The sequence below is a fragment of the Lysinibacillus sp. GJ-1 genome (assembly GCF_021166035.1).
GTDB classification, from domain to species: Bacteria; Bacillota; Bacilli; order Bacillales_A; family Planococcaceae; genus Lysinibacillus; species Lysinibacillus sphaericus.
Genome location: NZ_CP088912.1, coordinates 3,169,878 through 3,189,765, shown reverse-complemented (window position 1 = coordinate 3,189,765; position 19,888 = coordinate 3,169,878). Strand labels below are relative to the sequence as shown.

Below are 19,888 nucleotides of genomic sequence, written 5' to 3'. Positions count from 1 at the left end.
CTATCAATAAAGGGTAATGAATGGTATGTAAGGTGCCAATTGAGAGAATTACCTAAAAAAATTTTTTACTAGGTCTTTCAATTGTTGATACCTTGCATTATACTTTTCAAGTCAGCTCATACGCCTTATTGAATCGGGCGATTTTCGATTGTGTTCATCAATGAAAAAAACCGTTTCAAAAGCATCTTCCATTATGGGCAGATGCTTTTTTTGTTGTTTGGTTGCAACATTACAAATTTTTAATATAAAAGTGACTTTAATGATGTTTTATACATATGATTTGTAAGAAATATAGTAATTTTTTATACTCTATGGTAGCTAAGAAACGAATGAACATGGTATAACCAAAATCCCACCGTGGAAAATTTTTTTGCTTAAGAAAATGATCAACCTTTTAGGTGGCTCATACGTCTTTAATAGTATAAGTAAGTAAAGAATAAAGCGTAGAAAAGGAGCAGAGGCTAGGCAATATACTCACATTTTGTAAATAACTTAATAAAGGGAACGACGTTTTATATTTTATTGGAGGAAACAGTATGTTAGGCAAGACATTGAATCATCGTTATATCCCAGGATTAGATGGGATAAGAGCTTTAGCAGTACTAGCAGTCATTGCTTACCATTTTAACTTTCGATGGGCCTGTGGAGGGTTCCTCGGAGTTGATATCTTTTTTGTTTTATCAGGTTATTTAATTACTTCAACCATTTTACCGATGAAAGGGAATCAATTAACAGTCAGTTTGCGACGATTTTGGATTGGTCGCTTTCGACGTCTAGTGCCCGCTGCCTATGTTATGATTATGACCACTTTTGTGTGGGTCATGTTTTTTCATAAAGAACTTTTAAATACTATGCGTGGAGATGCGCTATCTTCCCTTTTCTACTCTAGTAATTGGTGGTTTATTTATCATAAACTTTCCTATTTTGATAGTTTCGGGTCGCCTTCCCCATTGAAGAATTTATGGTCTTTGGCGATTGAAGAACAATTTTATGTTATTTAGTGTATTGATGATTGGTTTAGCTCTATTTAAAAAACAAAGTAAATTTTCAACAATTATTTTCATTGGCGCAATTTGTTCAGCAATTCTCATGGCCATTCTGTATCAGCCAGGAGCTGACCCAAGCCGAATTTATTATGGGACAGATACACGTTCCTTCGAATTGTTAATAGGCTGTTGGTTAGCATTTGTTTGGCCGATGAAAAGACTTTCTACGAAAAAGCTTTCTACTAAGCATGTTTATGAACTTAACAGCATAGGTGTCATTACCTTTAGTATTTTTATTGTCAGTATTTTATTCGTAGATGAATACCAAGCATTTTTATATAGAGGTGGTATGTTCTTATTTTGTCTAAATGCAGCGCTATTAATAGCCTGTGTTTGTCATCCAGCTAGTTTTTTAGGCAAACTACTTGCATGGAAGCCACTTCGCTGGATTGGTTCTAGATCGTATGGAATCTATCTTTGGCATTACCCTATTATTGTGTTAGGTACTCCTGTTCATGAAATCGGAAACCCTGTCTATTGGCGTGTTACTATACAGTTATTGCTCATATTACTGCTCGCTGAATTATCTTATCGCTTTATTGAAATGCCTATTCGTAAAAAAGGATTCCGATTATATTTCCGACAATATTTAATCATCCATCCGAACAAATGGCGTGATTTTTCAATTGCAAGAAAAATTGCAACTGCTGTTATCCCACTTTTCTTACTCGTGTTTTTTACTGGTATAACAGGGGTAGTAGGAGAAGCACCACAGGACACAAAGGAGTCTTACCCAACAAACATTAAAATAAATGGTGGACAACATGCTTCTGCAAAAGATCAGGATACAGTAGAGCAAGATTCCACAGATGAACAAGTAGAATCACCTGTTGATAATAACGAAGCAACGTCAAAAACGGAGAAAGATGATGTAAGTGACATTGCGAAGAAAGGACCGTATAAAGAACTACTAGCTATCGGGGATTCTGTTATGATTGATATTGCTACAAGTTTACATACGCTTTACCCTAACATTACAATAGATGGAAAAATCGGGAGACAAGTTTCGCAAGCAGTCAAACTGATCCCTAGTTACGCCCGCTTTAATCAACCTGATAAAGCTATCATTATTCAACTTGGCACAAACGGATACTTTACAAATGACCAAATTGACACGCTTCTTGGTGCTTTTTCTCAAGCAGAAATATACTTAGTGAACACACGTGTACCACGTCCGTGGGAAGCAAAAGTAAACAATGCTTTAGCGAATAAAGCGCAAGAACGTGAGAATATTACGCTAATTGATTGGCATTCTACAGCCTTAAACCATCCCGAATATTTTGCACCTGACGGGGTACATTTGGAGCCAAAAGGGGTAGAAGCTTTATCGAGTCTAATTCAGCAAGCAATTGATGCTCGTATGAATGAAGTTTAATAAGCATCCTGCTGTCGCTAGATAGTCTCCCTGAGACGAGTCACTTAATGGAGTGACTCGTCTTTTTATATGAAAGAACAGGGATTTTTTCTTATGCGGAAAAAATAATTTGATTCTAATTTAATATATTTATACCAATTATAATCCAATTATGTATAATATTTAGTGGGAGAAGGGATTGATGGATACAGTGAATCCACTATTTACCAAAGCGGTACAAGAATATTGACACCTATGATAAGAACTTTCAAGGATTACATAAAAAGGTTATTTATAGCAAATGACAAAAAGGGAGACTCAAAAAATGAAAAGTAAAACACTTGTATTAGTAATGACACTAATGTTAGCAATTGCATTCCATGTCAACATTGCAAACGCTAGCACTTTTAAAGAAGTAAAAGTAACAGACTCTTCATCAAAGGTATATGAAAAAACTGATACTAATTCAAAAGTAATTGGAACTGTGGAAAAGGGGAAATTTGTTATTTCAATTAGTGAACATAATGATTTTTCTCGTATAATGTATTTAAATAACGAAAATAAAATGATTGATGGTTATATTATTGAAGATGCACTTGATGATGCGCCATACACAATTAAAATTGCGAGTTCGAAAAGTGGGTTGGTTGTAAAAGAAACGCCATCTTTAAAAGGTAAAACGATTGCAACATTACAAAATAAAATGGTTGTCAAAGATTTCGGATCAGTTGGTGATGGTTGGTCCTTTGTCCAGTACGGTAATGTTATTGGCTATGCTGCTACTAATTTTATGAGCAATTCACAGCCAACGACTAAATATGTGCTAGCAAGCAGTCTTATTGTTAGAAATATTGCAAGCCCTTCAGGTGTTCAAGTAGGGGAGCTAGCTAAAAATGAAGAAGTAGCAGTTCATTCTACAATTGCTGGCTGGTCGTTCGTAACAACTGATGATTACGAGGGCTATGTAGTAGATACTTACTTAAGCTCAAAAAATCCAGCTGCCGCGACAACGAGTAAACCAAGTGGCTCTTCAAATGCTAGTAATTCAAATAGCAGTAAAACCTATAAAAATTGTACGGAGCTTCGTAAAGATTACCCAAATGGTGTAGGAGCTGACCACCCTGCTTATGCACCTAAACATGATCGAGACAAAGATGGATGGGCTTGCGAAAGATAATTTTACTTTAATTGAGTAGCAAATAATAGAATTAAAAAAGCGCCTGCCAACATGCAGGTGCTTTTTTAACTATATAGTTAGTTATTGAATTATTTAGTGCTTCCTGTACACACACTTGTCATATTTTATGTACTTTTTGAAAAGCACCTTTTTGGGCCTAATTGCCTGAATTGGGTGCTTTTTGATGCATTGAATTGCAGAAAATAACAAGCATAAATAAGAGTAACCATTGATTTAACAGCATTTATCCCGTTCTAATGTTGTGGTTTGTATGTGGTTCATAGTATAATTCATTATAGTTTAATTAGGAGTGGAAGAGATGAACCGAGAAGCACGATTAAAAAGACAAGAGAACATACGAAATTTCTCTATTATTGCACATATTGACCACGGGAAATCAACGCTTGCTGACCGTATTTTAGAGCAAACGAAATCACTGACATCCCGTGAAATGAAAGCACAGCTACTCGACTCAATGGATTTAGAGCGTGAGCGAGGCATAACAATTAAGTTAAATGCAGTCCAATTAAAATATGAAGCCAAAGATGGCGAAGTGTATACGTTCCATTTAATCGACACACCAGGACACGTCGATTTCACATATGAGGTATCACGTAGTTTAGCTGCTTGTGAGGGCGCTATTTTAGTTGTGGATGCAGCACAAGGCATCGAAGCACAAACATTGGCTAACGTTTACTTAGCACTTGATAACGATTTAGAAATTTTGCCAGTTATCAATAAAATCGACTTACCAGCAGCAGATCCAGAACGTGTGCGTCAAGAAGTTGAAGACGTTATCGGTTTAGATGCTTCAGAAGCGGTATTAGCTTCCGCAAAGGCTGGTATCGGTATTGAAGATATTTTAGAACAAATTGTTGAAAAGGTTCCTGCACCAACAGGCGATCCAGATGCACCATTACAAGCACTTATTTTTGACTCTGTATATGATGCCTATAAAGGTGTTATTATTTCCATTCGAATTATGAATGGTACGGTTAAACCTGGCGATAAAATTCGTATGATGGCGACAGGTGCAGAATTTGATGTTATTGAAGTTGGCGTACATACTCCGAAAAGTGTGCCACAAAGTGAATTAACGGTTGGAGATGTTGGTTACTTAACAGCATCTATTAAAAATGTTGGTGATACGCGAGTGGGGGATACTGTTACATTTGCTAATCGTCCAGCAGCAGAGGCATTAGCAGGTTATCGCCGTTTAAATCCAATGGTATACTGTGGATTATATCCAATCGATACAGCTAAGTATAACGATTTACGTGATGCATTAGAAAAATTAGAGTTAAATGACTCTGCATTACAATATGAACCTGAAACATCACAAGCGCTTGGTTTTGGTTTCCGTTGCGGTTTCTTAGGGCTTCTTCATATGGAAATTATACAAGAACGTATTGAACGTGAATTTAACATTGATTTAATTACAACAGCACCATCGGTAATTTACGATGTTTATATGACAGATGGTACGTCCATTAAAGTCGACAATCCATCCTTTATGCCAGACCCACAAAAAATTGACCGTGTTGAAGAACCATATGTGAAAGCGACAATTATGGTACCGAATGATTATGTTGGTGCGGTAATGGAGCTTTGCCAATTGAAACGTGGTAATTTCATGACGATGGATTACATTGATACGTCACGTGTCAGCATTATTTATGAAATGCCATTATCTGAAATTGTCTACGACTTCTTCGATTATTTAAAATCAAATACCAAAGGCTATGCATCATTTGATTATGAGCTAATCGGTTATCAGCCGTCAAAACTAGTGAAGATGGATATCCTATTAAATGCCGAGCAAGTCGATGCACTAAGCTTTATCGTGCACCGTGACTTTGCTTACGAGCGTGGAAAAGTAATCGTAGAAAAACTTAAAGAATTAATTCCTCGTCAACAATTTGAAGTACCAATTCAAGCTGCAATCGGTCAAAAAATTGTCGCACGTTCGACAATTAAAGCGATGCGTAAAAACGTATTAGCAAAATGTTACGGTGGGGATATTTCTCGTAAACGTAAACTTCTTGATAAACAAAAAGAAGGTAAAAAGCGTATGAAACAAGTCGGTTCAGTCGAAGTGCCACAAGAAGCATTTATGGCTGTATTGAAAATGGATGATACGAAGTAACGTTGAAATAACAACCTTTATAGAGGTTATTAATTAGTAATTTTATATCCTTTGGGTGGAGGATGCCACCGATTTGCCACCGTTATTAAAATGAGCCTTCCACAGATGATTGTGGAGGGCTTTTATTATACAAAAAGGAAGGTGTCAGATAAAAATAGACACACTCTATATCAATCGTAGGCGGCTCCATGGCATGGGTCGCTTATTTTGTTGGCGGCGTTGACCATTTAATCAAAGCCTTTATTATTTTTTTGGCTATTGATTATGTGCTGGGCTTGATGGTGGGATTTGCCTATAAAAATATTGAGAGTAAAAAGGCGTTTAAGGGCTTACTCAAAAAAACTGCCATGATATTAATGGTCATTGCTGCGGTGCAACTGGACTTAGCCACCGAAAGTGGAAACTTCATGCGTAATGCCATGATTCTTTTCCTAATCGTATGGAAGGAATCAGTATGATTGAGAATCTTGGCAAGTTAGGAATCAAGGTGCCTAAGTTTTTATCTAACGCTTTTACACAACTTCAAATTGACAATGATGAAAAAAAGGATGATGCAAAATGACAAGCGTTACTACTACATGTCGAGACTTAGCCGAGCTTTTACCTGGTGCACAAACAGCTTGCCGGTTGCTATTTCAGGAGTGTTACAAGGCGGGCATTAAGAACATATTCGTCACTGAAACTTATCGCTCACAAGCGCGGCAAAAGTACCTGTATGCACAAGGACGAACGCGCCCAGGAAAAGTTGTTACATGGACATTAAACAGTAATCATAAATCACGTCTAGCATGGGATATTGCGGTTGGTCCTCCACAATCATTGTATGATGTCACTACATTAAGTCGAGTAGGAGCCATCGCGAAAAAGCTAGGTATTGAATGGGGCGGAACATGGACAAAAGCAATTGACCGTCCACACTTTGAAGTAAAAGCAAATTGGAAGATGCCTAAAGGCTATAAATTAGAAGGACAAGTAATTGTACCAAGTAACAGCAAATTGAAAGTCCAATTAATTGTGGAAGACAAGAAGGGGGAAATTACAGTGGCAAATACAAATTGGAATCCAGGTTCACCAGCTATTAAAACTGAAACAGAAAACTTTATTGCACAGGCTGTGAAGGATGGTATTATACAAGCTTCGCATTTAAAGGATTTACAAAGTGGTACAATGACAACGGATCGTTTAATTGGTTTATACATTACAATCCAACAACGAAGAAATAATAAAAAATAGTTAAAATCAGTACAGTGCTTGTTGAAATTAATCATAAAAACACTAAAGCTCAGGTACTCAATTAACTTTGAGCCTGAGCTTTTTGTTGAAAAGGATTTTTTTTAGTTATTTACATTATTTGTTATTGTGATTCTTGATACTCTGCATAATCTTTATCGAATTCTGCTTTAATTTCTAACTTTTCTTCTTCAGGTAGACTATCTATAAGTTCTGCTGTGAACTGAACTTCATCAACAATAGTCTCAACATCAAAAGTAGCTAACTTAGCTGGTAATCCATCACGGAAGTAATTCATCCCTTTTGTAATCCAAGTTTGGTCCTTTGGATCATCGAAGTATGTTGAATACCACTTTAAGTGAGATGTACCACTGTAGATTTGATATGCTCCAGCTGCTGTACTTAGAAGTTGGCGGTCAAAACCTGATCCACGTCCTACAAAACCATAATGCATATTTCCTATATCTTCACCCACTAAAGTAGCTCCATCGTATTTAAAATATTTTGATTTGTAAGGCTCTTTCCCTTTGTAATCCCATACACCACCTGATTTAACCCGTCCAGCAAATTCCATTCCAGTAAGAACTGGATATGTACCTTTGTCTAGGTCATATAAGGCATATTGTGCCATATAGGCAGCGTTTGATTTCATTGTAGAGGAGAATGCTGTTGTAATATCTCCGCCATTATCAGGATCACCAAGTGGTTGAATTTCTTCCGCGTTTGCATTTGTTGCTAAACCAATACAAAAAGTAATTGCAAGAGCTGAAGTTAAACTTTTAAAAAATCTTTTTTTTCTCATTTCCTAACCCCTTTTCCTAAATTATGTAATCAATCAATTGATTACCATTAAATTGTATTACATAATTTACCAAATTGGTATAGTAAAAAGGTGGTAATTTTAACCAAATAATAGTCCTGCAAAAAGTACATAACTGATAATTAAAATTAAAAATGATGAAATTATTAACGTTATAATATTACGAATGAAATCTACTTTGTTACGAACACCACTAAATCCAAATAGATTTAAGCCGAATGAAATAATTGTGAGTATGAGAATTATAAAATATTGGTTTAACCAGAAACTACTAGTATCATAAAACTTAACAGACATACTGACAATAGCTAGTAAAAAACATATAATACTTAAGTAAAATGCTATTCTATTAATTTTTGTCACCATAAAATTACCTCCTATAAAAACTCTTTGTCCTATATTTCCTATTTTAGGTAATAAGCTGATGTATGTACAGAATTTAAACTTCTTAAATTTTTCTCCAAACGATGAGTAACTTTAATTATTGTATGTTCCAATTTTGTTCAAAACGATAGTCATGGTAAACAACGTAACTAAGCCCAGGTACTCAATTAACTTTGAGCCTGGGTTTTTTTTATTTCTCAATATTTTACACTTGCAAAAAATAAGAACAATTGTTCTGTTGTAAATACAAAAGAATGTTCTTATTGAAGGAGTGTACTGTGATGAAAGAACAACTGGCTAAAGCTATGCAACGTAATCAAATAGTAAACATGATGTATATGTCAAAAAGCGGTGAGATTACAAAGAGGAGAGTAAAACTTGTAAAAATCACTGATGATTCATTTCAAGCGTATTGTTTTACAAGACGAGCAAAGCGTACTTTTACTATCAATAATGTTTTAGCAGTTGCTCCTATCATACACAAGGAGCGTTCAGTTGTATGATTTGCTTTGAACAAAGACGACTTCTTCATAAATACGTCATTTACGATATGGCAGTACAGACATTGCAACGTGACTACAAGGTGATTGAAAACCTTAAAATGAGCAATGTATACTTACCAATACTCGATAAGCTTTTAGATGACATTACACAGGAATGTTACAACTCTAAAAGGCTATTAGCTAAAGATAAAATTAGGGTAGTGAAATGGGAAAAGATAGATGAATACTTTAGTGATTTAACCGTTGCTACAGCTGGCGAAGATTTAGTATTAACGTATGCAAATATGGCTTTGAAAACACAGGTTGAAAAATTATTTTTAAGCTACCAAAATAAAGACCCAGGCACTCATAGTTAATTGAGTACCTAGGTTTTTTTGTTTATTCACCTTGTAATTCCTTTTCTCGTTCCTCGATTAGCTTTTTTAATTCGTGTAAATCTTCTAACTCACAATATTTATTAATGTAAGTCCTAGCTGCACTTTTAGCGGACTGTTTACGTGTCTTTTCTCTATTTCGTTCGCGATATGCCTGAGTAGCTCTTTTTTGTGCGTCTGTTGTTTTTTTCTCGGTCATAATTATTTACCTCTTTTCTTGATAAAGTATAGAACGATGTTCAATGCTAATAGAATTAAACAGATTGAGTACATCACAATCATAGAGTAGTCGTAGAATTTCGGCTCTTTCCAATCAACCAAATAAACTAAAATGTACAAAGCAAATGCAAATGCCACAGCGTAAGTTATATTTTTCATAATTAGATGAATGTGATAAGATTTAAGAAGAGAGGGGAATTTCTTCCCCTTCTTGCTATTTGCGACGTTTCTTCTTAGCGGGAGTGCGTCGCTTTTTCTTATTTAATCGCATATCGTGTATGTTTTTAACTGATCCAGTGAGTAAGTTAATTACTGTTGATATTCCGATTAGATAAGTTAAAATCTTATCATAATCCACTTTGTTCACCTCCTTTCTTATATCTTTATTATATACCACGGTATATAATTGCAATAGTTTTTATGAATTTATTTACTATTTTTGAAATAAATTGTTTTTGAAACAAATTAAAAAGCCACTCGATTGAGTGACTAATATATATCTTATTGCCGTTACCAACTCCAACCATAAGATTTAACTTCAATAGTAGAAATTTTACTTATAACATCTGGTGGTAATTTAGGGTAGCTCAATTCGAAACCAGCTTCACTACCTGGCGCAATTCCTACATCAACACTTCCAGTTAACGCTCCTAACAAATCTCCGTTTGCGTCAAATAAAGCAGCAGCTAAACGTACATCATCTTGTTGTTCTTTAGTTATATTTTTGACAACACCAGTTACCTTGTATCCATAATCTCCTGCGATACCTTTTGTACCACTAACTTCTAAAAGATTAGAATCTTCTTCAGTTTTATCAAAACTAAAATTAAATGACGTTTCCTTATATGCATCAGCTGGTGCACCATCTAATATTGTTGATTCAGCTATAATAGCAGTTTCACCAGGTTTTATGATACTCGGAACAGAGTAAATCATTGTGGATGTACCAAGCATACCACCATCTTTGTCTTTATAATTCATTTGTGTTTCGCCGACTTTTACTGGTGTATCACCTGTATTTTCAAATCTGGCTGCAGAATGAACATAAACCGAACCAATAGAATTAGTCCAAGCGATTCCTGTATGCTTAGTGATTTCAGCAACTGTTTTTGTCTCCTTTTCTGCTTCTTTTTTTGTTTCAGTTGGTTTACTTGTATCTCCACCTGTACTAGCTGTGCTGCCACCACTTCCGCAGCCTGCTAATGCTAAACTTAATACTAATGCAGCACTAAAAATTAACTTTTTCTTCATTTTTATATTTCTCCCTCTATATTACCATTCTAGGAAATTTGAAGGAAAAAGTACACATAAAAAAACAGACAACCTTTTTAGTTATCTGCTCTTTTAAATTGAATGATTTCTGAAACATCGTCTATGTTAAGTGCTTCGGCGATTTTTTCAAGTGCATTCTTATTAATACGGATTGTTTTATCATTTACTAATTCACTAATAGTACGTGGATTTAATCCCGTTTCTTCTACAAGTTTTTTTTGATCCCAGCCTCTTTTTTTCAAAAGTTCTCCAAGGTTTGATTTTAATTCAGTGCCCATCTTTCACCAACTCTCATATTATTATGCTACTTTTATTATAAACCATAATTTACTTAAAAGAAATTAAATGTTGACATTTTACTTAAACGAAATTATGATTTACTTAATCGAAATAACAAATGCAGTAAGTATATATTTTTTATACTTTGATTTCTTTTAAGAAAATTGAGAAAGAAGGTGAAAACGATGGCATTCGAATACTTAGCACAATACACAAAATTCGATTCAGTAGCGGATATGGATAAGAGTGTGGAAGACCACATGGCGGTTCATTATTATGACTTAACAGAATCAGAGCGTGCCATTGTTTATAAACTTGCTTCTCACAGCTTAGAACATACTGGAGCATGTCATTTAAAAGCTTCTACAATTGCTGATGCATTGGAAATCAGTACAAAGACAGTTTAACGAAGTGTAAAAAAGTTAGAGTCATTAGGCATTATTGAAAAAGTACCAGGAACGAAATTAAACGGCATCAAAGGGGCTAGTATTTATTGCATTTTACCTTATGTCCCATCGAGCGTGTCCCAACGAATGACATCCGATGAAGTTAGTAATGACGCGGTTTGTCGTCCACAATCTGAAAACCAACCATCTAGTTCTTTTAATCTTTTAAGTTCTAAACAAGCAAATAATATTATGAGTCTTGGTAATGAATTGGCTTTGCAAGCTGAAAAGAAAACAGAGTATATGAACGAGTACCAAGTGATGCTGTTTGATTTCATGAATAGCTTGCCATTGGCTGATGGCTTTAAAGATGAATTACACAAGGTTGTATTAGCTGCACAGGTTCAAAATGCACCTGACTTCATTAAAGCTAAAAATGTTCTATTCAAGATTGCAATGGATATTAAAGAAGGTACTTTGAATGTAGCTAGTACATTACGCGCTGTGTTTGTAGGTGCTTTTAACAAAGCTACAGAGCGTCTAAGCAATAAGATGAACAATTCGCTATCTATAGAAGAAACTCAATTTAAAGAACGTCCAGTACGGTTTTATAACTGGCTAAATGAACGCGATTGCCTTCCACAATCAATTAGTAGATCGAATTTAGAGAACTGGCTGAATTAGTAAAAATGAAATTAGATTATTTTTTACAATAGAAGTATAATTTTAGTTAAAATGGTGATAGTTTAATATAAATGGAAATTCTATAAATGGGAGTGAAGATAATGGATAAATATTTAATAGATACAGAGTTCGCAACGCAAAGCCTATTTGATATCGTTACACATGAGTTAGATCAGATTGATATACTAAAAATAGAATTGAATAAGCATGTAGATTCTTCAAGCAGAATTATGACTGAAGCTTATTATGTTACGGACCAAGATGCCGATGATCTTGAACCACCTGGAGTGTATGCAAATCGTCATGGTTATGCAAGACACCTATTTGAAGCTTACAGCATAAAAGCAGAAATTGAAAAAGCTTATAACACTAGGGATAATTCAATACGAACGTTATATGGCTCTATACTCCAAATAGCAAAACAAGGCCTTTCTTCAGTTCATGAAAAAAAGATTCAAAATACATTTATTGAACCAAAATCTGGAGAGCCTATACACAATATTATTTTACAGGGTAGAAATCAAAGTCTCCATTTTGAAGAAGGAGTATTCCGAAATAATGTGAAAGATTGTTTTATGAATCTCCATCAGGCATTTGGTTCTGATTTGGATTTAACTATAAAAGAAAATAAAGCGAAGTATGTAGCGCTTAATGTACTTGGTTGGAGAACATATAATGATTATTTAACTACCATGCAACAGCTTTTACCATAGTTAATTTTAAAAGCACTTTATTAAAATAAATTAAAAGACCATTCCTTGATGGCGGGTTTGTACTATAATTTAACTTCTGTGGGACCCGATTGGATGAGCGAGTATTATCCCATTAAACAAAAGTCTATAAAAGATTGTGTATTTATAGTAGAGTACTTATTTGGAATTCAGTAGAAATACAGTAGAAATAAAATATGGTGATCAATAATGTATAAAAAATTTTACGATGTATATAGTAATAATAAATTCTTCACTTTTGTAGTTTTAATAGCTTTAATTATATTTATGCTTTTTTGTTTTAAAATGCAAAATGAATACCAAACGAAAGTGAATAACACTAATCTAAAAGAATTGGCACAATCACTTGAAAAGTGCCAATCCGAAGGCCATTCTGATTTAAATAATTGTAAATATATTAAACCATTAAAGAGAGACTACAAAATAATCTCTGGAAATATAATTGTGTTTATGATTTCAGGAGCTATTGCAACTTTAATAATTCATTTTAGTGATAAATATAGATTTTCTGCAAGAGAATTTAGAAAATTTTTATTTATTTTCATTTATGTAATAGTTATTTTATTAGTTTATATAGTTCTTTTTAGTTCTTTTCTATGGATAAATAATATTAATTCGAGTGATATTACAGATGATGAGTATTATTACTTTTTGTATTCGGCTTTAATAAATATGGTAGGATCTCTAACAGTAGCGATGTTGTTGAATTCCTTATTATCCGTGATTAAGCCAATATCTTTAAAAAAACAAATTAATAAAATTAATGATGATTTACCAAGAATAAAATTATTATTTGATGAATTAAATGAAAATACAATGTCATTCAATAAAAATTTTTCTTTAATAGAAATTATTAAATTATTGGAAAATCATAATAAATCTTTGCATAGAGCAACAATGAACAATAATAGATTGATTAAATCAATCCAAATTCGTCATAAGGAAATTTATGGAATCATAAAGGATGTAAAGACATTAAATAAAACTTTTCTTATTGAAGATGTAAATCTTTACAATACTCACCTAGATATTAATTATTTTATAGACAAGGCTAAAAGAAAAGAAGCTAAAAGTCGTTTATACACTAAGGACATTATTGGCAAGTTAGAAAAGAATAAAGAATACTTAGAACAAATAGATGATGCTACTGAGAAAATTGAAAATTTATATAATACAAATGAGATTAAAAGATAATATTTTATTTGAACAAAATAATCAAAAAGACCACTCCGTGATGGGTGGTCTATTTGTTTGTTTTCCCCATCATATCCCCACCATTGATAGAAAATAAGTAGAGATAAAACCAAGATAAAACTAGATAAAATTAAATAAAAAAACAACCGACAAACCGTTATATATCATAGGATTGTCGGTTATATAGAAGTATAAAAAGATACGCCTGAATACAGCATTTCTATAGGAAGCATTTATGGCTGTATTGAAAATGGATGATACGAAGTAACGTTGATATAACAACGTTTATAGAGGTTATTAATTAGTAATTTTATATCCTTTGGCCGTTGATATAATATTAAGTTACTGGTATATAATACTAAGAAATTATGTTTTTATAACTGAGTAGGAGGAGAATAATGAAAAAATTATTTATTGTGTTACTAGCAGCATTCGTATTTGCAGTAGTAAATCCAACGAAATCAGAAGCGAAAGTGATGCATGATGGAGCGGAAGTTGTAAAAGGGCAAACAGGGAAAATGACCTTTAAAAAAGACATTAAGGTATACAAGAAAAATTCAGATGGTACGTTTGAATCTTTAGTGGTAAAGCGAAATAACTTCTTTAGAACGTATGATATTGAAAAATATGATAACAAAATATTCTATCAAATGGGGCAATACCGAGTACAAGCAACCGATTTGGTAGTTTTCAAAGAAGTACCAATAAAAATTCGTTCCTCTTTTTATAACGAACCAACTTATATTATTATTAATCGCGATGGTATTTATAGGGTCGGATCATACGGATTTAATTTCAGAAGTAGATGGGGTATTTCTTTCTTGGATACAAATAGTGGACAATTGCTGGAGTATTGCCAAAGCGATGATGGTAGTTGGATGGCGTGTTATCAGTATCCTGGTACAGACCTTAAAATCGCTGAGACTATACATAGTAAATCCGGAGAGCGTTTTGAGTTAACAAAAGATGCAGGTGGGAAAAGAACACCATTGGATGAAGCTAAATCTGAAACAATTTATGATAAGGGTAGTGTTTTTCAATCGCAAGGTACTGAAGTTAATGGTTATCTAGAAGTATTTAGTGAATCCGACTCAAAAAGTTCATGGCTTCCAGCGAATTTATTAAAGCCAGTTGGAGATAAGTGATAGATTAAGAATTATATAAAGCCCTCTTATTTTATTTGATAAGGGGGCTATTTTTTATGGTTGTGGACATGCGAATAGGCTGATTATCGATGTCTTGTGCTTAGCTGAATAATCCATAAAAGACCACTCTGTGATGGGTGGTCATTTTGTTATTTTCCCCATGATATCCCCACCAATGATAATAAATAAGCGAAGAAAAACAACCGACAAACCCTTAAGCATTTATGACTGTGCTGAAGATGGACGATACGAAGTAATTCTGATTTATCAATAGAGGTTGTAAACAAGAACCATGTAAAAGCTCAGGTACTCAATTAATTTTGAGCCTGAGCTTTTTTCCATGAAAAACATATTGTTTTGCCTTTTGTTAATCAGAGACTATCAAAACATTAACTGATTTCGTTTCTATAAATGATCTTATTTACATCGTGTCTTACTGTTTTATGACCGGCTTTCGTACCTTTCCCAACAGCTATGAGCATTACATCTAAATACCTGTCAGAAATATGCAAGATGTCTTTTAATTTTTTAGAATCATAGCCTGACATAGTAATCGTGTCAAAACCCGTTTCGTTTGCTAATAAAATAAATGACATGGACGCAAGACTTACATCTCTAGTTAATTCAAGCTTTAAATCTTCCTTGGATTGGTGTTTGTAATAATTGATTGCAGCATCCGCTAGATAATCCCTTAGTGATTGATCGTAATACCCCGCTTGGAAGCCTTCCTCATGTATGTCGATAATATTCTTTTTGTCAAATGCCTGATAATCACCCAACATGACAATTAAAGTTGAAGCTTCTATTACTTGTTGCTGATGAAAGGCTATAGGTAGTATTAAATTTCTTAAGTACGGATTATCAATAATTAAGTATCGTGTAGCTTGGATATTATTTCCATTAGGTGACTTACTTGCACTTTCAACTAATGAACTTATTTGTTCTGAACTTATTTTATAACTTGCATCATAATGTCTAACTGAACGTCTTTTTTCCAAAATATTTTTTACACTCATGCTATCAGCTCCGAAATTTTTATTGTCTTGCAGCTTTAATTATAGTAAGCAATAATATAGAAGAAAATAACGCACTTTAAAGTGGTATAGCCACTTAAAGGTGCCTATTTAGCGTTGGGAGGAAACTAGATGGTGAACTATAATACGGGAATTAATATTTTTATGAATATAGCAGGTGGTAAATGGAAATGTTTAATTCTTTTTTTCTTAAGTCAAAAATCAGTAAGAACAAAAGAGTTTTATGAGTTAATACCTGGCATTACACAAAAAGTTTTAACAGATCAATTGAAACAGTTAGAAAGAGATGGTCTTGTACGAAGAGAAATATTTAAAGAAGTACCGCCAAAAGTAGAATATAGCTTAACGGATTTAGGAAAATCTTTTGTACCAGTATTAAACACAATGTGTGAATGGGGAAATACATATGCAGGTATAAAAGGTCTAGATAAAGATCAACAAATTGATTGTGATTTGTTCCGCGGTGCTCAAAATAACGTGTAATGGCAACTCGTCTTGCTTCTACAGGTACTATAAATAATGAATCAAACATTTATTTAAAAAGTGAGTAGCTGTTTTTTCTAGATTGAGGCAATATTAGGTTTAACTAGATTTCATTTAAAATGCCAAAAAATTGTCGATATAGATTATGAGGTGGTAAAATATGAAAATAACGCATGATAGTAATTCTACGAACTTCATTAAAGTGTCAAATGTATCTTCCAATAGACCTAAAACGATTCAGCAAAATGCTCTAATTCGTAAAGATACATTAACAATAGGGCAACAAGCACGAAATTTGTTTAAAGGTCAGCAAGCTAAAACGAGTCTGATTGAAAGTTTAATGAAGCAACGTGAGAGCGTTCAACAAATGAAAAGTGATTTAAGCGAACGGACGTTAGAAAACGGAGGCGACTTATCGTCTATTAAAGAACAGCTAAAGGATTTTGAAAAACAAATAGCTGAAATTGATGCCCAAATAGCTGAACAGCAGATGGAAGAGCAAAAGAAAGCGACAAACCAAAAGGATCAAGAAATAAAGAAAGAACAACCTGCCAATTCACTGGAGGATATTTTGGGCAAATCTGTTTCACTAGAACAAATGGAAACATTAGAATTGTCGAGAAATTCATTAGGACGCGAACAAAATCGTCTTGCGAGTGAAGTAGCGTTAGATGCTAGCCGGGGTACTTTTATTGATAAAAAATATGAAAAACTCTCAGATTTAGAGGATCGGATTCAAACTGTGCAAGAAAAAGTAGCCGATCACCTTCAAAATGCTGAAGATAAAGATTTACATAAAGAAGCATCTTTAACTACTCTTATTGATGAGCTTAAAGAATCTAAAACCAAACAACAACAGGATAAACTGACAGCGGAAGAAGGCAGTTAAAGTAACTAGCCATCACCATATTGAGCAAATTTGACAGATTAACTGTTATTGTGAAGATTGAAAAAAGCCCAGTTCTCAAAATTATGAGACTGGGCTTTTGGGTGCGATCTAATTATTATGGACATGGCAAAAGGATCGTAGCCATATGCATGGTAGCAAAATAGCTATTAATCACATGTGTATTTATATTCAGGGTTTGTTTGAATAAAATAGCCACTTCGTACTTGCCCTGCCCAGTTTTGTAATGCTTCTTTCCAAGCTATACTATCAAAAAATTCATCTACAGTTGTCGTTTCAGAAAACCATATTAATGGGGTATAAGGGGCAAGTGGACCTGCATCTCCCCAGATACCACCTGCTTTGATTGTACTTTGTTTTACAAGAAGTAAAGGAAGTCCGCGTTGTAGAGACATGGATGGTTCTATTTGTAAGAAAGGCGAATAAGGTTCAAGTTGATCCGTTCGCCGAGTTGGTTTTAATAGAGCCGCAGCTGTTCCATAACTAGAGTTTACTATTGTCCGGACATTCTCTATTGTAGTATTGGGATATTGGTCTGTATTCGGAATGGTTCTTGGGAAAAGAAGCACCTGTTTAATTTCGTTAAACATCCGAATAATAAATCGTTGCTCATTAGATAGTGGTGGTTGTGCTGATCCTAAAGTAAAAAGGTTTTGATGGCTAAAAAAAACAGGAATGCGGAAAAATGCACCTGCTGCATCATTTAAATCTTCCACAGCTTTATAAAATTGATTGATTTCAGTGTTCGTATTTCTAGTTTTATTCTCACTCAAGTTTTATCACCTCCTTACGCTAACTTATTCAAAAGTTAGAAGAAAAGGCTGTGTTTACATACAATATAGCTATTCATTTTATATCTTGTAAATTATCACCTATATATTGCGAGTGAAAAATCATGAAATGTAGTTACTAGAGAAATAAATTAGGTTGCATTAGTTTAATTTTCGAATACACATTTTTATCCTCTCTACATACAGTGTAAAAAGGAGTGGTGTGTATTTATGAAAAATCATGACCGTTTTATTAAAGCTGTTAATATTCCTAATCCATTGTATCAATCCATACAAGGACGATATTTTGTTGGTCAAACGGAACCGATTTGTTTAGGGAAAGGGAAGAATGCCTGGGGAAGCTTGAGTAATCCGCATTATTCAAATGTAGATTTATATGTAAATGCGTTTACCATTACAAATCATTCGAATCAACCGTTTGTTGCTGAAATTTGGTTTAATGCAATACCTCCTGGAAATGCGATGATTTCTAAAAACGTAACATCTGCAAATCAAGCCATTTCGCCACTTCCAAAGCCCGAAGTGAAAATTGAGTTTGCTGAACTTGTAAGTGGATTTCCAAAACAAGGCGTAAATGTATTTAAACGAATTGTACCACTACAAAGTACATTGGTAAGTGATGAAGATGGAAAATTTATTTTTCCATCAGGAGAGTCATTTGTTATTTTTTTAGTTTCACCCAATGATGAATATATCGAGGCAGAAGTGGCATTTGGCTGGTTTGAAAAAAAGATTAAGAAATAAATATATCTCCGCCAAAGAAGATTCGCTTGTGTACATTCGATTGGGTAATGCCAGCGTTCATCGTTAATTGTTGACTATATTATATGTATTGAATATTTTTTATGGGGAGATTACTTTATTTTACAATAGCTAAATGCAATGATAGTCACAATTTAAAACCTCTTATACACATTAAGTTACCACTTACTGTATGAATTACAAATCTTCTAAAATGGCGTGTTACATTAAGAATGTAGCACGATATTTTTGGATAAATCATTTTTTAGGGGACTGTAAAATGAAAAAAATTACGTTAATATTTAGCTGCTTAGCTATTGGAATAGCTGGATACTCCATAGTTCAATATTTAATAATGGATGCCCATCAGGCAGGCTTTGTTCACATGAAACTGATGTTTATGGATACATTGGATTCGCTTTGGTATACCTTGCTTTATATCCATATTGTATTTAGTATAGTGGCTTTAGTAATAGGACCCTTTACGCTATCTTCAAAGTTTAGAGAAAAAAATAGGAAGTGTCATCGTATAGCAGGGAAGGTCTATGTGATAGGCATTTTATTCGGCAGTATTGCAGGTCTTTATTTAGCGTTTTATGCTACAGGCGGATTTGTGTCACAGCTCGGTTTTAGTTTGTTAGCTATTTTCTGGATCATTACCGGCTATCAAGCGGTTACGAACATTAAAAAACATAATGTTTATGAACACCAAAAATGGATGATACGCAATTATTCATTAACTTTTGCTGCAGTAACTTTAAGAATCTGGCTACCATTATTTACTGCATTATTTGGATTCGAAAATTTTATGATTAGTTATCCTATTATTTCGTGGTTATGTTGGGTGCCAAATCTTATAGTTGCGCAGTGGATTATTGGGCGGACACTTCAAGAAAGAAGCACAATAGTTATATAGGTTAGGATAAATGCCACTCGATTTAGGGTGGTTTTTATTGTCTATTCGTATCAAAAAGGCTGCCAAATTGGG

23 protein-coding genes and 1 pseudogene are annotated in these 19,888 nt (G+C 33.9%); 17 read left to right on the top strand and 7 right to left on the bottom strand.

The features are described 5' to 3' along the window. Positions 1-536 precede the first annotated feature (536 nt). From LO754_RS15835 to LO754_RS15815, 6 genes and pseudogenes are all read left to right on the top strand, one after another. Positions 537-2,421 (top strand): annotated as a pseudogene (locus tag LO754_RS15835) (acyltransferase family protein). A gap of 304 nt (positions 2,422-2,725) precedes the next feature. Next, on the top strand, positions 2,726-3,577 hold the full coding sequence (locus tag LO754_RS15830) for an excalibur calcium-binding domain-containing protein (protein WP_231784770.1): 852 nt from the start codon (positions 2,726-2,728) through the stop codon (positions 3,575-3,577). A gap of 319 nt (positions 3,578-3,896) precedes the next feature. Continuing rightward, positions 3,897-5,723, top strand: a complete 1,827-nt coding sequence (lepA, locus tag LO754_RS15825; RefSeq protein WP_103976185.1) for a translation elongation factor 4 — start codon at positions 3,897-3,899, stop codon at positions 5,721-5,723. Positions 5,724-5,911: 188 nt separating this feature from the next. Continuing rightward, positions 5,912-6,181, top strand: a complete 270-nt coding sequence (locus LO754_RS15820) for a phage holin family protein (protein ID WP_255702581.1) — start codon at positions 5,912-5,914, stop codon at positions 6,179-6,181. After that, a complete protein-coding gene (locus LO754_RS23520; protein WP_255702580.1) occupies positions 6,178-6,285 on the top strand; it encodes a phage holin family protein in 108 nt (35 codons plus the stop codon). The genes LO754_RS15820 and LO754_RS23520 overlap by 4 nt, the downstream gene beginning before the upstream one ends. Continuing rightward, positions 6,282-6,956 (top strand): M15 family metallopeptidase, encoded by a 675-nt coding sequence (locus tag LO754_RS15815; protein WP_231784769.1) that lies wholly within the window; start codon positions 6,282-6,284, stop codon positions 6,954-6,956. Before LO754_RS23520 ends, LO754_RS15815 begins: the two co-directional genes overlap by 4 nt. A 121-nt stretch (positions 6,957-7,077) precedes the next feature. Here the strand turns inward: LO754_RS15815 and LO754_RS15810 are convergent, their stop codons facing one another. Then, the gene (locus LO754_RS15810; RefSeq protein WP_231784768.1) at positions 7,078-7,755 is read right to left on the bottom strand and encodes a polymorphic toxin type 44 domain-containing protein; all 678 of its coding nucleotides are present in this window, start codon (positions 7,753-7,755) and stop codon (positions 7,078-7,080) included. Between the two features lie 683 nt (positions 7,756-8,438). On the opposite strand from LO754_RS15810, the gene LO754_RS15805 reads away from it, so the two are divergent. Further along, positions 8,439-8,660, top strand: a complete 222-nt coding sequence (locus tag LO754_RS15805; RefSeq protein WP_231784767.1) for a WYL domain-containing protein — start codon at positions 8,439-8,441, stop codon at positions 8,658-8,660. After that, the gene (locus LO754_RS15800; RefSeq protein ID WP_231784766.1) at positions 8,657-9,016 is read left to right on the top strand and encodes a YhjD family protein; all 360 of its coding nucleotides are present in this window, start codon (positions 8,657-8,659) and stop codon (positions 9,014-9,016) included. The genes LO754_RS15805 and LO754_RS15800 overlap by 4 nt, the downstream gene beginning before the upstream one ends. A gap of 22 nt (positions 9,017-9,038) precedes the next feature. On the opposite strand, the gene LO754_RS15795 is transcribed toward LO754_RS15800, so the two are convergent. From LO754_RS15795 to LO754_RS15780, 4 genes are all read right to left on the bottom strand, one after another. Continuing rightward, positions 9,039-9,233, bottom strand: coding sequence for a hypothetical protein (locus LO754_RS15795; RefSeq protein ID WP_025219653.1), 195 nt, complete (start codon positions 9,231-9,233; stop codon positions 9,039-9,041). 234 nt (positions 9,234-9,467) lie between these two features. Then, the gene (locus LO754_RS15790; RefSeq protein WP_231784765.1) at positions 9,468-9,611 is read right to left on the bottom strand and encodes a hypothetical protein; all 144 of its coding nucleotides are present in this window, start codon (positions 9,609-9,611) and stop codon (positions 9,468-9,470) included. 152 nt (positions 9,612-9,763) lie between these two features. Next, positions 9,764-10,504, bottom strand: a complete 741-nt coding sequence (locus LO754_RS15785) for an FxLYD domain-containing protein (protein ID WP_231784764.1) — start codon at positions 10,502-10,504, stop codon at positions 9,764-9,766. A 77-nt stretch (positions 10,505-10,581) separates the two neighbouring features. Beyond that, complete coding sequence (locus tag LO754_RS15780) at positions 10,582-10,803, bottom strand: helix-turn-helix domain-containing protein (protein ID WP_231784763.1); 222 nt, start codon at positions 10,801-10,803, stop codon at positions 10,582-10,584. 186 nt (positions 10,804-10,989) lie between these two features. Between LO754_RS15780 and LO754_RS15775 the strand changes: the two genes are divergently transcribed. The 5 genes from LO754_RS15775 (at position 10,990) to LO754_RS15755 (ending at position 14,944) form a co-directional block, all read left to right on the top strand. Next, positions 10,990-11,211: a helix-turn-helix domain-containing protein gene (locus LO754_RS15775; protein ID WP_231784762.1), complete on the top strand. Its 222-nt coding sequence runs from the start codon at positions 10,990-10,992 to the stop codon at positions 11,209-11,211. A 126-nt stretch (positions 11,212-11,337) separates the two neighbouring features. Beyond that, positions 11,338-11,874: a helix-turn-helix domain-containing protein gene (locus LO754_RS15770; protein WP_231784761.1), complete on the top strand. Its 537-nt coding sequence runs from the start codon at positions 11,338-11,340 to the stop codon at positions 11,872-11,874. Positions 11,875-11,975: 101 nt separating this feature from the next. Beyond that, a complete protein-coding gene (locus tag LO754_RS15765; protein ID WP_231784760.1) occupies positions 11,976-12,587 on the top strand; it encodes a hypothetical protein in 612 nt (203 codons plus the stop codon). A 207-nt stretch (positions 12,588-12,794) separates the two neighbouring features. Beyond that, positions 12,795-13,799, top strand: a complete 1,005-nt coding sequence (locus LO754_RS15760; protein WP_231784759.1) for an MFS transporter — start codon at positions 12,795-12,797, stop codon at positions 13,797-13,799. Between the two features lie 398 nt (positions 13,800-14,197). Beyond that, the gene (locus LO754_RS15755) at positions 14,198-14,944 is read left to right on the top strand and encodes a hypothetical protein (RefSeq protein WP_231784758.1); all 747 of its coding nucleotides are present in this window, start codon (positions 14,198-14,200) and stop codon (positions 14,942-14,944) included. A gap of 389 nt (positions 14,945-15,333) precedes the next feature. Here LO754_RS15755 and LO754_RS15750 read toward each other — a convergent pair whose 3' ends face one another. After that, entirely contained in the window at positions 15,334-15,960 is a 627-nt protein-coding gene (locus tag LO754_RS15750) for a nitroreductase family protein (RefSeq protein WP_231784757.1), read from the bottom strand. 129 nt (positions 15,961-16,089) lie between these two features. Here LO754_RS15750 and LO754_RS15745 point away from each other — a divergent pair, with 129 nt between their 5' ends. After that, the gene (locus tag LO754_RS15745) at positions 16,090-16,461 is read left to right on the top strand and encodes a winged helix-turn-helix transcriptional regulator (protein WP_107893877.1); all 372 of its coding nucleotides are present in this window, start codon (positions 16,090-16,092) and stop codon (positions 16,459-16,461) included. Between the two features lie 160 nt (positions 16,462-16,621). Continuing rightward, positions 16,622-17,350, top strand: coding sequence for a coiled-coil domain-containing protein (locus LO754_RS15740; RefSeq protein WP_024363070.1), 729 nt, complete (start codon positions 16,622-16,624; stop codon positions 17,348-17,350). 167 nt (positions 17,351-17,517) lie between these two features. On the opposite strand, the gene LO754_RS15735 is transcribed toward LO754_RS15740, so the two are convergent. Further along, entirely contained in the window at positions 17,518-18,141 is a 624-nt protein-coding gene (locus tag LO754_RS15735) for a hypothetical protein (RefSeq protein ID WP_024363069.1), read from the bottom strand. Positions 18,142-18,369: 228 nt separating this feature from the next. On the opposite strand from LO754_RS15735, the gene LO754_RS15730 reads away from it, so the two are divergent. After that, entirely contained in the window at positions 18,370-18,903 is a 534-nt protein-coding gene (locus LO754_RS15730; RefSeq protein WP_231784756.1) for a DUF6143 family protein, read from the top strand. 277 nt (positions 18,904-19,180) lie between these two features. Then, positions 19,181-19,816, top strand: coding sequence for a DUF2306 domain-containing protein (locus tag LO754_RS15725; RefSeq protein WP_024363067.1), 636 nt, complete (start codon positions 19,181-19,183; stop codon positions 19,814-19,816). Positions 19,817-19,888 lie beyond the last annotated feature (72 nt).

Coding starts and splice junctions, on each gene's coding strand:
- LO754_RS15830 (WP_231784770.1), top strand. CDS start 2,726: ATGAAAAGTAAAACACTTGTATTAGTAATGACACTAATGTTAGCAATT.
- lepA (WP_103976185.1), top strand. CDS start 3,897: ATGAACCGAGAAGCACGATTAAAAAGACAAGAGAACATACGAAATTTC.
- LO754_RS15820 (WP_255702581.1), top strand. CDS start 5,912: ATGGCATGGGTCGCTTATTTTGTTGGCGGCGTTGACCATTTAATCAAA.
- LO754_RS23520 (WP_255702580.1), top strand. CDS start 6,178: ATGATTGAGAATCTTGGCAAGTTAGGAATCAAGGTGCCTAAGTTTTTA.
- LO754_RS15815 (WP_231784769.1), top strand. CDS start 6,282: ATGACAAGCGTTACTACTACATGTCGAGACTTAGCCGAGCTTTTACCT.
- LO754_RS15810 (WP_231784768.1), bottom strand. CDS start 7,755: ATGAGAAAAAAAAGATTTTTTAAAAGTTTAACTTCAGCTCTTGCAATT.
- LO754_RS15805 (WP_231784767.1), top strand. CDS start 8,439: ATGAAAGAACAACTGGCTAAAGCTATGCAACGTAATCAAATAGTAAAC.
- LO754_RS15800 (WP_231784766.1), top strand. CDS start 8,657: ATGATTTGCTTTGAACAAAGACGACTTCTTCATAAATACGTCATTTAC.
- LO754_RS15795 (WP_025219653.1), bottom strand. CDS start 9,233: ATGACCGAGAAAAAAACAACAGACGCACAAAAAAGAGCTACTCAGGCA.
- LO754_RS15785 (WP_231784764.1), bottom strand. CDS start 10,504: ATGAAGAAAAAGTTAATTTTTAGTGCTGCATTAGTATTAAGTTTAGCA.
- LO754_RS15780 (WP_231784763.1), bottom strand. CDS start 10,803: ATGGGCACTGAATTAAAATCAAACCTTGGAGAACTTTTGAAAAAAAGA.
- LO754_RS15775 (WP_231784762.1), top strand. CDS start 10,990: ATGGCATTCGAATACTTAGCACAATACACAAAATTCGATTCAGTAGCG.
- LO754_RS15770 (WP_231784761.1), top strand. CDS start 11,338: ATGACATCCGATGAAGTTAGTAATGACGCGGTTTGTCGTCCACAATCT.
- LO754_RS15765 (WP_231784760.1), top strand. CDS start 11,976: ATGGATAAATATTTAATAGATACAGAGTTCGCAACGCAAAGCCTATTT.
- LO754_RS15760 (WP_231784759.1), top strand. CDS start 12,795: ATGTATAAAAAATTTTACGATGTATATAGTAATAATAAATTCTTCACT.
- LO754_RS15755 (WP_231784758.1), top strand. CDS start 14,198: ATGAAAAAATTATTTATTGTGTTACTAGCAGCATTCGTATTTGCAGTA.
- LO754_RS15750 (WP_231784757.1), bottom strand. CDS start 15,960: ATGAGTGTAAAAAATATTTTGGAAAAAAGACGTTCAGTTAGACATTAT.
- LO754_RS15745 (WP_107893877.1), top strand. CDS start 16,090: ATGGTGAACTATAATACGGGAATTAATATTTTTATGAATATAGCAGGT.
- LO754_RS15740 (WP_024363070.1), top strand. CDS start 16,622: ATGAAAATAACGCATGATAGTAATTCTACGAACTTCATTAAAGTGTCA.
- LO754_RS15730 (WP_231784756.1), top strand. CDS start 18,370: ATGAAAAATCATGACCGTTTTATTAAAGCTGTTAATATTCCTAATCCA.
- LO754_RS15725 (WP_024363067.1), top strand. CDS start 19,181: ATGAAAAAAATTACGTTAATATTTAGCTGCTTAGCTATTGGAATAGCT.